The organism is Nonomuraea sp. NPDC049269, from assembly GCF_043197155.1.
Classification (GTDB): Bacteria; Actinomycetota; Actinomycetes; order Streptosporangiales; family Streptosporangiaceae; genus Nonomuraea.
Genome location: NZ_JBICSO010000006.1, coordinates 80,625 through 93,839 on the forward strand (window position 1 = coordinate 80,625; position 13,215 = coordinate 93,839).

The window sequence follows — 13,215 nt, forward strand, 5'->3', positions numbered from 1 at the left end:
CGTGCCGCTTGCGCGGCAGCTCATGCCGCTTGTGCGGCGCGTGCTGTGGAACGGGGTGCTTGACGCTTCACCGACCCGGATGGGTCTCCACGCCCTGGGACGACCAGCCCGGCCGCCCGATATCTGGCCAGCGTGTTCTTCGCCCCGACGATGTCGGCGTGCTCGGTGTGCCCGCAGGTGGTGCAGGAGAAGGCCGCTTGGCTCTCGCGGCTCTTGTCATCCACCTTCCCGCAGGCGGGTGCCGGGCACGTTTGTGACGTGTACGGGGCCGGGACCTTCGCGACGACGGTCCCGGTGTAGCGGGCCTTGCTCCGCAGGGCGCTCTCCAGGCCGTTCCAGCCCTTGTCCAGGATCGCCTTGTTCAAGGCGGATTTGGCCGCCGCCCCATTGCGCAGGTATCGGCCCACCTGGTCGGGGTCGGGCCTGGGCCGCACGGCGATGGTCATAGCGCCGATGTTGAGGTTCTCCAGGACCACGACGCCGTAGCGGCGGGTGAGCCGGTGCGCGGTCTGCGCGTGGAAATCCGCGCGACGCCACCGGACGCGGCGCATGATGGCGCCCATCGCCGCGACGACCTGTCGACGCCGCCGGGAGCCCTTCTTCGAGCGGGCAAGCCGCCGCTGGAGCCGTAGATAGCGTTCCGCCTCGCCCGGAGCGAGGAACCCGGGATCGGCCTGCCTGTCCTGTTTGCGCTCGGGGGGCGGTACCAGGCTGGACACGCTGTCGGTTCCGGCGTGGCGGCGGTCGAAGAACTCCCCGTCGGAGGTGACCGCGGCCGTGACGACACCCCGGTCCACCCCGGCGTGCGCGTCGGGATGGCTGTGGGGTTCAACCTGAGCCAGGCCGTCCTCCACCAGGAACGAGATGAACCAGTGCGCGCCGTCGCGGGAGACGGTCGCGGACTTCACCGCCCCACCCAGCGGGCGCGACATCCGGAACCTTACCCACCCGAATTTCGGCAGGAACACCCGGCTCCACCTGCGGTTGATCCGCTCGACGGGGGTGTGTTTCGCGGTGGGGAACCGAAACGACGGCTTCCACTTCGTCCGCGACTTCCAACCGACCTTCCAGGTGCCGTGCTTGCGGCACGCCTGGTCCAGGTCCTTCAGCGTCTGCTGGATGACCTGGGCGGGGGCGTCGGCGAGCCAGTCGCAGTACGGATCTTTCTTCGCCTCGGCGAGCTGCGCGCACTGCTCCTCGTAGCTGAGGTACGCGCCTCGCCGCCGGTATTCGCGGCGCTGTTCGAGGCCGGTGTTCCACACGCTGCGGCAGATCCCGCCCAGCCGCTCGGCGAACACCCGCTGCCCGAAGTCGAACTCCAGCCGGTACTTCCGGCCCGCCAACATGCGCAACACCCCCGCTTCCACGGGACGCCCACAGTCTCACCGACTCGAACACATTATCATCTGGTCTATGAGCCAGGAAGTGGAATATCGGCGAGGCAGACATGTGGTTTCCGCGTTGCATGTCCATCTGGTCTTTGTCACCAAATATCGCAGAAACGTGTTCGACGACGCGATGCTGCGCCGCTGCGAGGACATCATGGTCGAGGTGTGCGACAGCTTCGAGGCCGAACTACGCGAGTTCAACGGCGAACACGACCACGTCCACCTCCTCGTCCACTACCCCCCGAAGATGGCGGTCTCCAAACTCGTCAACTCACTGAAGGGCGTCTCCTCCCACTACCTCCGCAAGGAATTCACCAGCCCGGCCAACACCGCCACCATGCACGGCCTCCTCTGGTCGCCCTCCTACCTCGCCGCCTCCTGCGGCGGAGCACCACTATCGATCATCAAGGCGTACATCGAACAACAACGCCGCCCCACCTGACCGCTCCCGGATCCGCGCCACGCCCCCAGACTGTCCCACCTCCCGTGGGGCCATCCCCGACGGGACCCCGCATTCACCCCCGGCCTGAAGGCCGAGGCTTTCTAGAACGCTTTCTTTCCCTGTCGGTCGCCGGTCGGCGACCGTCTCCTGGCGTGCTGGAATGCCGTGGGCGGCGGGGTTTCCGGTGTTGTTCGCAGGGCGGGAGTAGTGATCGTTGCTGTCAGACTTGAGGGGCTGCGCGAGAGAAGGAGGTATTTGTGAGGTTGCGGCCCTATGCCTGGCTGCCCTGGCCGTTTCGGTGGGTGGCTCGGATACTGACCGTGGTCCTCGTGCTCGCGCTGGTGCTCGCCGGTGTGCTCGTCTACACCGCCCGGCGGTCGTTCCCCCAGGTGGACGGAACCATCCGCCTGCCCGGTTTAGCCGGGAATGTAGAGATTTATCGCGATAAAGCGGGAATACCGCAGATTTACGCGGACAGCTCCGAGGACCTGTTCATGGCGCAGGGGTTCGTTCACGCGCAGGACCGGTTCTGGGAAATGGACTTCCGGCGGCATGTGACCTCCGGGCGGCTGTCGGAGCTGTTCGGCAAGGCGACGCTCGACAACGACAAGGCCATCAGGACCATGGGCTGGCGCAGGGTGGCCGAGCAGGAGCTGCCCGAGCTGAGCGAAAGTACTCGCCGCTACCTCGACTCGTACGCCAAGGGCGTGAACGCCTGGCTCCAGGCCAACCCCAACGCCTCCGACCGGAGCCTCGAATACTCGGTGCTCAAGGTGCAGAACGGCGCCTACCGGCCCGAGCCGTGGACCGCGGCCGACTCCGTGGCCTGGCTCAAGGCCATGGCGTGGGATCTGCGTTCCAACATGGAAGACGAGATCGACCGCGCCCTGGCGCTCACCAAGCTGCCCCGCGAGCGGGTCGAGCAGCTGTACCCGGAGTACCCGTACGACAGCCACGCGCCGATCGTCACCCGGGGCACGATCGCCGACGACCGCTTCGACGAACGCGCCCGGCTGGGCGCGCGCGGCACCACGACCCGCGGCACCACGACCCGCGGCCAGAGCGTGACCGGCGCGCTCGCCCAGGCCGCGAAGACGCTCGACGCGGTGCCCGGCACGATGAGCGCCGCGGACCGCGACGGCATCGGGTCGAACTCGTGGGTGGTCTCGGGTGAGCACACGGCAAGCGGCAAGCCGCTGCTGGCGAACGACCCGCACCTGTCGGCGCAAATGCCGTCCGTCTGGTACCAGGTCGGGCTGCACTGCCGGAAGATCACCGAATCCTGCTCCTATGACGTGACCGGGTTCAGCTTCTCCGGCCTGCCCGGCGTGATCATCGGCCACACGGACAAGATCGCCTGGGGCTTCACCAACCTGGGGCCCGACGTGGCCGACCTGTTCCTGGAGCGGGTGACGGGCGACACGTACCTGTACAAGGGCGAGTCGGTGAAGCTGGAGACCCGACAGGAGAAGATCAAGGTGGCCGGGAGCGGCACGGTCACCCTGAACGTCAGGAGCACCCGGCACGGCCCGCTCATCAACGAGGTGATCGGCGACGTCAAACCGAGCGACGGCGCCAACGCCGTGGCCCTGCAGTGGACCGCCCTGACCCCCGGCACCACCGTCGACGCGATCTTCGCGATGAACGCGGCCACCGACTGGCCGGAGTTCCGCGCCGCGGCCTCGCTCTTCGACGTGCCCGCGCAGAACCTGGTGTACGCCGACACCGAGGGCCACATCGGCTACCAGGCGCCCGGCCGGATCCCCGTACGCGAGAAGGGCGACGGCACGTGGCCGGTGCCCGGCTGGACGGGCGAGTACGACTGGCGCACCGCCCCCATCCCCTACGACCAACTGCCCTCCGTGGAGGACCCCGCCGACGGCTACATCGTGACGGCGAACAACGCCGTCATCGACCCCAAGCGCTACCGGCCGCTCCTGACCAAGGACTGGGCGTACGGCTACCGTTCCCAGCGCATCCTCGACCGGATCAAGCAGGAGATCGCGAAGGGCAAGGTCGACGCCGCGACCATGTCCAAGATCCAGCAGGACACGTACAACGGCCTGGCCAAGGACGTGGTCCCGGCGCTGATGCGGGTGCCTCTGGCCGGGCCCGCCGTACAGGCCAGGAAGCTGTTGCAGGACTGGGACGGCTCGCAGGGCGTCAACTCGACCCCCGCGGCCTACTTCAACGCGGTCTGGCGGCACCTGCTCAAGCTGACCTTCGACGACGATCTGCCCGCCGGGGCCCGGCCGAGCGGCGGCGACCGCTGGTACGAGGTGGTCAAACGCCTGCTCGACGCCCCCGACGACCCGTTCTGGGACGACACCACCACCAAGGGCCGTACCGAGACCCGCGACGACATCCTCCAGCAGGCGCTGGCCGCGGCGTACCAGGAGGTGGCCGACCGGCTCGGCACCGACCTGGCGGCCTGGCGCTGGGGCGACCTGCACCAGCTCACGCTCACCAACGGCTCGCTCGGCACCTCGGGCATCGCGCCCATCGAGGCCCTGTTCAACCGGGGGCCGTTCGAGGTGCCGGGCAGCAAGGACGCGCCGAACGCCACCGGGTGGAACGTGCAGCGCGACTACACGGTGACGTCGGTGCCGTCCATGCGGATGGTCGTCGATCTGGGGGATCTGGACAAGTCAGGGTGGATCAACCTGACGGGGGCTTCGGGGCACGCGTTCCACGACAACTACTGGGACCAGGCGCCGCTGTGGGCGAAGGGGGAACTGCTGCCGATGTACTCGAAGCCGTCGACCGTCCAGAAGGCCGCCGTCCACACCCTGCGCCTCACTCCCTGATCTTCTTGACTACGACCACGGACGTACGTGGATTCCAGACCGTGGGCTGACGCGGACGACCCCTTCCCCGCGTCAGCATGGCGGACATGACTCGCCTCTGGTACTTGATCGGACTGCTCCTGATCGTCTCCGGGCTCGTCCATCTGGGCGTGCTCGTGGTCGTCGGCGGCCCGTGGGACGGCCCTGTGTCGTTCCGCAAGCCGTTCACGTTCGGGGTCTCGTTCGGGCTGAGCGTGCTCTCGCTCACCTGGGTGGCGCAGTTCGTCCGGCTGCGTCGTCGCGACCTGCTGCTGGGCGTCTTCGCCGTGGCGTCGGTCGTGGAGGTCGCGCTCATCACCGTGCAGGCTTGGCGCGGCGTGCCCTCGCACTTCAACATGTCCACCAGCGTGGATGCACTCATCGCCAGGACACTGGCCGCCGGCGGCTTCGCCCTGATCGCCGTCGTGGTCCTCATGACGCTCTCCGCCTTCCGCCGCGACCCCGCCGCGCCGACCAGCATGCGGCTGGCCGTCCAGGCCGGGTTCGGCACGTTCCTGGCCGCGATGGCCTTCGGGGGCATCATGATCGCCCGTGGGGTGGTCGAGGTCATGACCGGCTCCCAGCAGCTCGCCTACACGGTGGCCGGTTCGCTCAAGCCCGCCCACGCCATCCTCATGCACGGTGTGCTGCTCCTGCCCGCCCTGGCCTGGCTCCTCTCCCGCACCCAGCCATCCGAACAGATCCGCCTGCGTGTCGTACGGCTGGCGATCTGGATCTACATCACCGTCTCCGCGATCGTCTCGGGCCTGGCCCTCTTCGGCATCACCGTCGCCAGCCCGTCCACCGCCTCTGTGCTCTGCGCGGGCGCGATCTCGGGCCTGGCCATCGGCGCCCTGACCCTGGGCACGCTCCTCCCCCGCACCCAGCGGCACAGCCTCACGGGCTCATAGACCCACAGCTATCAGGAGAGGAAAGAGCGCGACTCTCCGATCGCCAGGTCCCACAGGCCCTCCCGGGGCAGTCCCCGGGCATGCCAGGCCGACCGTGCGCTCTCGATCGGTGCGAGCAGCGGCTCCCCCGACAGCACGAACGTGCCGTGCCAGGTGACGCTCAGCAGCTCGCGAAACTCGGGAAGGGGCGCGGTGAGGCGGTCTTTGAAGCTGTCCGGCCAGCGGGGAACATCGATCGTCTGCGTCATGCGCGCCCTCTGCCCTATGTAGCGGATCAGTCACCCGGACCGATCGCGACCTGCGCCCCTTCTCCACCACAGAGGTGCGCGCGGATACCCGCCGTCGTCGAGCCCGGCCAGCCGCTCGAAGACGTTGTACGAGGCCTGATGCCCGCAGACCAGTACGGAGACGAGCATGGCCACCAGGTAGAGCGGCAGCATCGGCAGGCCCGCGCACCAGGCCCACTGGGTCGCATGCCGGCCCTCGTGCAGGATGAGCTGGTCATCGAGCGAGTCGCGCCTGGTCAGCACGACGTTCCCGACGGTGAAGGCCCCGGCGATGGGGAAGCGATAGCGGTAGCCGAACGCGAGGACGAGGCCATTGGGCCCGTGCTGCCTGGCGGCACCGCCTAAAACGGAGATCAGCAGACCGAGCGGGGTGGAGAGGTTGACGTAGTTCACCGCCCGCCGGAACCGGTAGCGCTTGTTCATGCGTCTGAGCCTTGACCAATCTTGACAAGACGGAATAATGATCCGGGTCCTGAAATCTCCCCAAGAGCAGGATTATGAGATTCACCATCGTGGGTGCGCTGGTCGGCACCATGGCCTTGGCCGGAGTCGGCGGCGTCGCGATCACCCAGACGTCAGCGTCAGATCCCCTCAACTCAACTGGCCCTCCTCTCCGCGTCGAAGTGGCGTTACCAGCCACCACCCCGACGACGACTCCCACTCCTAATGTCGGGAAGTACACCGCGAAGACGAAGGTCGTCAAGAAGAAGGGCGTCTCGTATCTGGATGTATCCATCAAGTACGACGGCGCGGCCCGGTTCAGCGTGAAGCAGAAGGTCTGCAAGTCCAAGTCGTGCAAGACGACGGCCGCCGACCTCCCCGTGACCACCGGTGCCGGCCAGAGCAGCAAGAAGATCGGCAAAGGCAGCTACAAGGTCAAGGGCAAACCCAGCATCAAGGTCAAGGTCCTGCCCTGGCCCACACGCACCGTGACAGCCTCACCGACAGCGACGGCAACGGCGACGGTCACAGACGCCGCTGACCCCACCAATTCGGCGACCGATACGGCAACCGCGACAGTGACCCAAACAGCCATGGCGACCACCACGGTCACCCAGGCGGCAACGGTCACGGCCACCGAAACCGCCCCGGCGGCGACGGTCACCGCCACGGTCACCTTCACCTGCCAACCAAGCACCGAAGCGCCGGAGCCGGTGGCTCCCACCGCGACCCCATCGACCCCATCGACCCCATCGACCCCATCGACCACGGAAACCCTAGAACCCACCCCGACACCGACGCCGACCGCGACCGCGACCGCGACGGACACCCTCGTTCAGACGCCAGCGGACACAGTGGCACCGACCGAGTCCGCCGTGGCCTCGGTCCCCACCTGCCCGGCACCGTCTGAAACGCCGTCGGAAACCGTCACGGCGACAGGAACACCGACGCCGACGGTCACGACCCCGACTGCCGAGGCGCAGTAACCGCGACCCCGCCGACCCGGCTCCCCCTCCGGCGCCGGGTCGGCGGTCACACCGCGCTCCACCGGCACCGGTCCACGAACGACCACGGCCGGGGTCAAGAATGCGCACGTCACGGCGCCCAGCGATCTCCACCGGAGGAGCGTGTCCCTGGACAGGGCCCAGCCCCGTATGGCGGGTGGGGCCCACCGGGCTGGCCGTAAAAGCTGCTCATAAGGTCTTGTAGCGGCCCTGATGGTAAACAAGCGGACGGCCATCAACCGGCCCGCCGAGAGAAGTCACTCCACCCACCACGATCGAGTGGTCACCGCCCTCATGAACAGCGGTCGTACGGGCCTCCAGGGTCGCCAGGGCGCCGGTGAAGAGCGCCACGCCCGACTCGCCCCGATCATGCGCCCACCGATCCAGCTGCCCGTCGAGCTCCCGCCCCCGATGCGCGAAGAACCGCGACGCGTCCTCCATGGACGCCGGCAGCACCGACACCCCCCACACCCCCGCCTCCAGCACGGCGTCGTGGAACCGGGCCACCTTCTCCGCGCAGAACAGCACCAGCAGCGGATCCAGTGAGACGGACGTGAACGAGTTCACGGTCATCGCGTGATCGATCCCGTCGAGCCTGGTCGTGACGATCGCGACTCCGGTGGCGAACCGGCCGACCACCTCGCGGTAGGCATCCCGCTCAACATGCCGCTCTGTGGAACCATGGTGCACGATCGCTACTTTATGCCGCTACGTCGGGTTCCTTGGCTGCTGGCCGTGCAGCAACCACGAGCCGCTGTTCGACGAGGGCGTCAGGAAGAAGGCCACGATCACTGCCGCCATGCTCCCGTAGAGGTAGACGTACCCGGCTGGATTGCCGGAGATCACCAGGTCGCCCTGCGAGAGCTTGAGCGAGAACGGCATCGACACCAGCAGCCACCCGAGCCCCGTCACCGACACCCCGAGGCGCGCACCCATGAGCTTGCCCGCCCCGAGGCAGACGACGAAGAGCGCGAGCAGCCAGCCGATCGCCGAGCCCGGGATCATCCCGACAAACGGGACAGGACCGACGTGCCACATCGCCTGCGTGAACCCGCCCACGACGCCCATGACCAGCCCCAGCATGAACAGCATGCCGTAGGCGGCTCCACCCAGCGCCGACTCGGCCTGGCTGCGTTGCTCCATGAAGCACGAGGTTAGTGGATGCCCGCGAAGAGATCGTTCTCGCGGTGGTGCGGAGCTCCTATGCCGCCCGACTCGATCGGCGCGCCGGGCATCGCGTGGCCGGGCGCCCCGATCGCCAGGATGTAGTGCTCGACGCCCAGCGCCTCCTGGCCGATGTTGTTCGACAGCGCGAACCAGGGGTCGTCGACGCTGATCTGCGTGGCGTGCGCGCGCATGGCGTCCAGCTTGTTGCCGACCCACGGCCGCGCGTCGATCTCCGTGGTGATGACGTCGTCGGGGCTGCCGAACGGCATGTCATCGACGTCCTCGACGAGAAAGTCGACGTCGGCGGCGCGCAGCGCCTCGGCCGCGCGGCGCATCACCGATTTGGCGACGGCCGTGTGGTAGAACTTCGCGATCCGCCACGGCTCCCCCTCGCCGAAGCGCGGGTCGGAGGCGAGCTCGTACGCCCGACGCGAAACGCGGTGTGCCTGGATGTGGTCGGGATGCCCGTAAAAGCCGTTGTCGTCGTACGTGACGAGGACCTGGGGCCGTACCTCGCGGATGACCTTGACCAGCTCGCCCGCAGCCTCGTCGAGGTCGGCCTGCCAGAACGCGGTGGGCCGGTCGTTGGAGGCGACGCCCATCATGCCCGAATCGCGCCAACGGCCCGGCACACCGAGGAAGCGATGGTCCTCGACGCCGAGCGCCTCGCAGGCCGCCGCGAGTTCGGCGATGCGGTGCTGTCCCAGCGTGTCGTCGCGGTCGGCGGCCAGGTGGGCGAGCTCCTGGGGGATGACCTCCCCCTCCTCGCCGAGCGTGCAGGTCACGAGCGTGACGTGCGCGCCTTCCGTCGCATACTTGGCCATCGTCGCGCCGGTGCCGATCGACTCGTCGTCGGGGTGGGCGTGCACGAGCAGCAGCCGTCGGTCAGTCATGAGTTCGAGCGTACTGGCAGGATTAGAGCCATGAGTGAGAGCTTCCCTCGCCTGTCGGCCAGGACCCGCAGGTTCACCCTCGGAGTGCCCAGGGGCTTCACGATCTCCCCCGACGGCGGCAAGGTCGTCTTTTTGCGGACGAAGTCGGGCACCGACCCGGTTACGTGTCTGTGGGAGCTCGACACCGAGACGCACGTCGAGCGCCTCGTGGTCGACCCGCGCACGCTCGACGCCGACGACGGCGACCTCCCGCCCGAGGAGCGCGCCCGGCGCGAGCGCAGCCGTGAGCAGGCGGGTGGCGTCGTCGGCTACACCGCCGACTCCACCGTGTCCAGGGCCGCCTTCGCGCTGTCCGGCAGCCTGTACGTCACCGACCTGCCCGGCGGCGACACGCGGCGGCTGGAGACGCCTGGCGCGGTCATCGACCCCCGCATCTCCCCTGACGGGCAGCAGATCGCCTATGTCAGCGCGGGCGCCCTGCGGGTGCAGGACCTCGTGACGGGTGCCGACCGCGCCCTCGCGGAGCCCGAGTCGGAGACCGTCACGTACGGCCTGGCCGAGTTCATCGCCGCCGAGGAGATGGACCGGATGCGCGGCCACTGGTGGTCGCCGTCGAGCGACGCGCTCCTGGTCGAGCGGGCCGACGAGGCTCCGGTCCACACCTGGCACATCGCCGACCCGGCCAACCCGGACCGGCCCCCGGTGGCTCAGCGCTATCCGGCCGCCGGCACGCCCAACGCGGTGACGCAGTTGTTCGTGCTCGGTCTCGACGGGTCGCGGGTGGCGGTGCCGTACGAGGACGAATACCTCACGACGGCCGCGTGGAGCTCCCACGCGCTGTCGATCGTCACCATGCCGCGTGATCAGAAGCGCCTGCGCCTGTACACGGTCGACCCGGCGACCGGCCGGTCCACGCTGGTCCGCGAGAACACCGATCCGGCCTGGGTCGACATCGTCACCGGCGTGCCCGCGCACCTCGACGACGGCTCGCTGGTCTGGGTGGCCTCCGCCGACGGCGGCAACCGGCTGTTCGTGGGCGACCGCGCCGTCACCCCGCCCACTCTGCAGGTACGCGCGGTGCTCGACGTCGACCACGACAGCGTGCTGTTCAGCGCGAGCGGTGACCCCACCGAGATCCAGCTGTGGACCTGGGACGGCCACTCGCTGCTGCCCGTCTCGACCCGTTCCGGCGTGTTCTCTGGGCGGATGTCCGGCGGCGTCGGCGTACTGACCGAGCAGAGCCTCGACACCGAGGGTGTGTCCACCACCGTCGTACGGCGTGACGGCATGGCGATCCCGATCCCGTCCATGGCCGAGCCCCCCGGCCTCGACCTCCGGGTCTCGCTCGGCCGTTCCGGCCGCCGCGAGCTCTCCACCGCCGTGGTGCTGCCTTCCTGGCACGAGCAGGGCTCCCGGAAACTCCCGGTCCTGATGGATCCCTACGGCGGGCCGCACGCGCAGCGGGTGCTCAACCGTCGCGGCGGCTACCTGGAGAGCCAGTGGTTCGCCGAGCAGGGCTTCGCCGTCATCGTGGCCGACGGCCGCGGTACCCCCGGCAGGGGCCCCGCCTTCGAACGCGCCGTGCTGAACGACCTGGCCACCCCCGCGCTGGAGGACCAGATCGACGCCCTGCAAGGGGTGGCCGAGCAATATCCCAACGACCTCGACCTGACGAAGGTGGCCATCAGGGGCTGGTCGTTCGGCGGCTTCCTGGCGGCGCTGGCCGTGCTGCGCAGGCCCGACGTGTTCCACGCCGCGGTGGCGGGGGCGCCCGTCACGGACTGGCGGTTGTACGACACGTGTTACACCGAGCGCTACCTGGGGCATCCGGACGAGCAGCCCGATGTGTACGACAACTCCTCGCTCTTCGGTGACGCGGCCAAGCTGGAGCGGCCGTTGTTGCTGATCCACGGGCTCGCCGACGACAACGTCGTGGCCGCGCACACGCTGCGCCTGTCGTCCGCGCTCCTGGCGGCCGGACGCCAGCACAGCGTGCTCCCGTTGTCCGGCGTCACCCATATGACGCCGCAGGAGGTGGTGGCGGAGAACCTGCTGCTGCTGCAGGTCGAGTTCTTGAAGCGCTCCCTGGGCGCGTGACGCGGCTTCACCGCCGACGGCGGCTCCTTGGACCCTCAGACGGGTGACGCGACCTTCGCCTACAAACCAGGACTGACAACCGTGAGCTGATTCCCCGCGTGGTAGGTGTCATCAGCCCGTGGCATGACATGCCACGGGCTGATCTGCCTCCCCGCAGACCAGCCCGTGGTCCGATGCGGCCCAAGCCCCCTCCGCGGGATCGTCGTGCCCATGTTCAAACCCACCGTCCTCGCCCTCACCCTCCTCGCCTCCGGCTTCCAGACGCAGCAGGCGGCGCCTGCCCTCGCCGCCCAGCGAACGCCCACCCTCACCTGGGCGGCCACCTGCCCGAACGACAAGGTCGGGATGACCTGCGCCGATCTCCAGGTCCCTGCCGACTGGCAGAAACCCGACGGCCGCAAGATCACTCTCAAACTGGGCCGGCTGAAGGCCACCGGCACCTCCTCCGAAGGATCGGTCCTGATCGCCTACGGCGGCCCGGGCGGCCCGGGCATCGCCTTGACCCAGACCTACGCGGACCTCTGGGCCAAACTCCGCGAACGGATGGACGTCATCACCTGGGACACCCGCGGCTACGGCGAGCAGTTCGGCGGCCTCAGCACCGGCCTGGCCTGCACCTGGACCCGCGTCCCATTGCCGGACTTCCCTGAGGACGACGCCGACTTCGGGCGGCTGTCCGACACCAACCGCGGCTACGCCGAAGCCTGCCGCAACAAGGACCCGGAGCTGTTCGCCAACATGAGCTCGGCCGACAACGCCAGAGACATGGAGGCCATCAGGAAGGCCCTGGGCGAGGCCAAGCTCAACTTCTACGGCGCCTCCTACGCCGGGATCTACGCACAGGACTACGCCCGGCTCTTCCCCGGCCAGGTGCGCACCATGGTGCTCGACGGCACGATCAGCCACAGCGGCACCGACTGGACCGCCGACATAGCCGACATGGCCAGAGACAACGAGACGTCGTTCACCCGCTTCTCCACCTGGTGCGCCGGTGCCGGCAAGTGCCAGGAAGTGCCCGCTCAGTGGCGCGGCCTGGTGGCCAAGGCCGACCGCTCCCCGATCCCCGCCAAGTCGGCCGGCATCGCCTACACGGGCCGCGACCTGCAGTCTCTCGCCCTAGGGTTCGCCCAGCAGGGCGCCCCCGGCTACCCCAAGCTGGCGGACGCCATCCGCAAGGCCGTGCACGGTGACGCCTCCGGCTTCGTCCCTGCCCGCGGCTCCCGCTACCCCGACCAGTCAACGGGCGTCACCGAATGCACCGACTGGCCGCGCCCAGCCAGCCGGGCCGAGCTCAACAAGACGATCGCCCGGCTCCGCAAGATCGCCCCCAACGCGGGCGCGGCCAACACACTAGCGACGGGCACGCTCGGCTGCATCGGCTGGCCGGTATCGGTGACCAACCCGCCCGCACCCCTCCCCAAGGGCCTGCCGCCGATGCTCGGCGCGGGTGCCTGGCGCGAGTCGGACGCGGTCGCCCGCATCCTCACGCAGGTCCCAGGCAGCGCCACCATCCACCACGACGGGCCGGGACACACGCTCTACGCCTTCAACGAATGCGCCCGCACCCACATCATCCGCTACTTCACGGACCGCACCCTGCCCTCTGAATCGACGAAGTGCTGACCTCTGGAAGCCCCTCACCCACTGGAAGCCCCCAACCCACGGTCGAAGTGCTGGCCACCTCACCCACAGCCAGGAGCCAGTGACGACCGGAGCGGCGCACCAACCGCTCCACAAGGCTCCGTACGGCCCGCCCTCAC

12 protein-coding genes are annotated in these 13,215 nt (G+C 68.8%); 6 read left to right on the forward strand and 6 right to left on the reverse strand.

Annotation, left to right across the window (positions count from 1 at the left end; all coding sequences use genetic code 11):
* Window positions 1-20: 20 nt before the first annotated feature.
* Window positions 21-1,346, reverse strand: coding sequence for an RNA-guided endonuclease InsQ/TnpB family protein (locus ACGFNP_RS32255; RefSeq protein ID WP_393325188.1), 1,326 nt, complete (start codon window positions 1,344-1,346; stop codon window positions 21-23).
* A gap of 67 nt (window positions 1,347-1,413) precedes the next feature.
* Here ACGFNP_RS32255 and tnpA point away from each other — a divergent pair, with 67 nt between their 5' ends.
* From tnpA to ACGFNP_RS32270, 3 genes are all read left to right on the forward strand, one after another.
* Window positions 1,414-1,830, forward strand: coding sequence for an IS200/IS605 family transposase (gene tnpA, locus ACGFNP_RS32260; RefSeq protein WP_393325190.1), 417 nt, complete (start codon window positions 1,414-1,416; stop codon window positions 1,828-1,830).
* A 257-nt stretch (window positions 1,831-2,087) separates the two neighbouring features.
* Window positions 2,088-4,637, forward strand: coding sequence for a penicillin acylase family protein (locus ACGFNP_RS32265; protein ID WP_393325192.1), 2,550 nt, complete (start codon window positions 2,088-2,090; stop codon window positions 4,635-4,637).
* An 86-nt stretch (window positions 4,638-4,723) separates the two neighbouring features.
* Window positions 4,724-5,566, forward strand: a complete 843-nt coding sequence (locus tag ACGFNP_RS32270; RefSeq protein WP_393325194.1) for a hypothetical protein — start codon at window positions 4,724-4,726, stop codon at window positions 5,564-5,566.
* An 11-nt stretch (window positions 5,567-5,577) separates the two neighbouring features.
* Here ACGFNP_RS32270 and ACGFNP_RS32275 read toward each other — a convergent pair whose 3' ends face one another.
* On the reverse strand, window positions 5,578-5,814 hold the full coding sequence (locus tag ACGFNP_RS32275; protein ID WP_393325196.1) for a hypothetical protein: 237 nt from the start codon (window positions 5,812-5,814) through the stop codon (window positions 5,578-5,580).
* A gap of 30 nt (window positions 5,815-5,844) precedes the next feature.
* On the reverse strand, window positions 5,845-6,276 hold the full coding sequence (locus ACGFNP_RS32280; RefSeq protein ID WP_358328639.1) for a hypothetical protein: 432 nt from the start codon (window positions 6,274-6,276) through the stop codon (window positions 5,845-5,847).
* A 74-nt stretch (window positions 6,277-6,350) separates the two neighbouring features.
* Between ACGFNP_RS32280 and ACGFNP_RS32285 the strand changes: the two genes are divergently transcribed.
* A complete protein-coding gene (locus ACGFNP_RS32285) occupies window positions 6,351-7,280 on the forward strand; it encodes a hypothetical protein (protein WP_393325199.1) in 930 nt (309 codons plus the stop codon).
* A gap of 207 nt (window positions 7,281-7,487) precedes the next feature.
* Here ACGFNP_RS32285 and ACGFNP_RS32290 read toward each other — a convergent pair whose 3' ends face one another.
* The 3 genes from ACGFNP_RS32290 to mshB are packed head-to-tail and all read right to left on the reverse strand — an operon-like array spanning window position 7,488 to window position 9,358.
* A complete protein-coding gene (locus tag ACGFNP_RS32290) occupies window positions 7,488-7,988 on the reverse strand; it encodes a flavin reductase family protein (RefSeq protein WP_393325201.1) in 501 nt (166 codons plus the stop codon).
* Between the two features lie 18 nt (window positions 7,989-8,006).
* A complete protein-coding gene (locus tag ACGFNP_RS32295) occupies window positions 8,007-8,441 on the reverse strand; it encodes a DUF6113 family protein (RefSeq protein WP_393325203.1) in 435 nt (144 codons plus the stop codon).
* An 11-nt stretch (window positions 8,442-8,452) separates the two neighbouring features.
* Window positions 8,453-9,358 carry an N-acetyl-1-D-myo-inositol-2-amino-2-deoxy-alpha-D-glucopyranoside deacetylase gene (mshB, locus tag ACGFNP_RS32300; protein WP_358328627.1) on the reverse strand — a complete coding sequence of 302 codons (906 nt, stop codon included), beginning with the start codon at window positions 9,356-9,358 and terminating at the stop codon, window positions 8,453-8,455.
* Window positions 9,359-9,388: 30 nt separating this feature from the next.
* Between mshB and ACGFNP_RS32305 the strand changes: the two genes are divergently transcribed.
* Both ACGFNP_RS32305 and ACGFNP_RS32310 read left to right on the forward strand, forming a co-directional pair.
* Window positions 9,389-11,455, forward strand: coding sequence for a DPP IV N-terminal domain-containing protein (locus tag ACGFNP_RS32305; RefSeq protein WP_393325205.1), 2,067 nt, complete (start codon window positions 9,389-9,391; stop codon window positions 11,453-11,455).
* A gap of 210 nt (window positions 11,456-11,665) precedes the next feature.
* The gene (locus ACGFNP_RS32310) at window positions 11,666-13,078 is read left to right on the forward strand and encodes an alpha/beta hydrolase (RefSeq protein ID WP_358328622.1); all 1,413 of its coding nucleotides are present in this window, start codon (window positions 11,666-11,668) and stop codon (window positions 13,076-13,078) included.
* Window positions 13,079-13,215: the final 137 nt, after the last annotated feature.